A 993-nucleotide genomic window follows, 5' to 3' on the forward strand; every position below is an offset into this window, starting at 1 on the left:
TCGTGGGCGAGGTCGTCGGCCGAGCGAGCGCGTGAGGCGTGGACATGCCGCTTGATGTCGGCGCCTGGCAGTTCGTCGGGGTTGAGTTCGGGGCTGTAGCCGGGCATCAGGTGCAGTTCGACGCGGTCGGCGTTCTCGTTCAGCCAGGTACGGACGGCCTTGCTGCGGTGGACCGGGTGCCGGTCGGCGATCACGTAGACCTTGCGTCCGGCCTGGCGGGCGAGCCGGTCCAGGAAGCCGGTGAACACCGTCGCGGTGAAGCGGCCGGTGAAGACGGTGAACCACAGGGCACCGCGCGAGGCGATCGCGGACATGACGTTCACGCGCAGCCGCTTGCCGTTCACCCTCATCACGGGGGTGCGGCCTTTCGGCGCCCAGGAGCGGCCGGGCGGCGCCGTGTCCGAGCGCAGCCCGCACTGGTCCGCCCAGGCCACTACGGCCTTCTCCGTCTTCGCCCGCGCGGCGATGGCCGGGTATTCCTCCTCCAGCCACGCGCGCACCTTCTTCTCCTGCTGCTGGCAGGCGCGGCGGGTCGGACGCTGCGGGGTGAAGCCGTGCCGGCGCAGCCACTTGCCCACTCCGCGCTCGGTCATGACCACCCCGGTCACCATCCGGACCAACTCGTGCACCGCGGCCCGCGTCCAGAGGCCCGCCGATCAGCAGTTCCTCGGGCGTGTAGTCCGCCATCGCCTGAAACAGCGTGCCCCGTTCCTCATCGCTGATCAGCTCGTGCGGTCCGGGGCGCCGGGTGCGTCGCACCGCCAACGCGTCCCGGCCGCCGCCGCGGTAGGCCCGCCACCAGCTGCCCACCGACCGTTCGCTGACCCCGAACACCTCGGCCGCCTGCCGGTACGTCCGTACCTTGCCCGATTCCAGTGCGGCCACCACCCGCAGCCGCACCACCTCCCGCGCGGCAGGCGTCAGCCGACGCGCGTCCTCAACCCCGATCACACCCGGCCAACGAGCAGGCAACTCAACCGTTCCGGCTCAATA

Annotated in this window: 1 protein-coding gene and 1 pseudogene; both read right to left on the reverse strand. The window is 71.4% G+C overall.

The genetic code is table 11. The features are described from left to right. Positions 1-593, reverse strand: a 593-nt coding sequence (locus ACTWQJ_RS51795; protein ID WP_443313267.1) for an IS630 family transposase, incomplete at its 3' end; no start/stop codon positions are given. Positions 594-750: 157 nt separating this feature from the next. Then, positions 751-951: pseudogene (locus tag ACTWQJ_RS51800) on the reverse strand (helix-turn-helix domain-containing protein); the annotation flags it as partial. Between the last annotated feature and the right edge of the window lie 42 nt (positions 952-993).

This window comes from Streptomyces sp. KR55 (genome assembly GCF_052245645.1).
Lineage (GTDB): Bacteria > Actinomycetota > Actinomycetes > Streptomycetales > Streptomycetaceae > Streptomyces > Streptomyces flavusporus.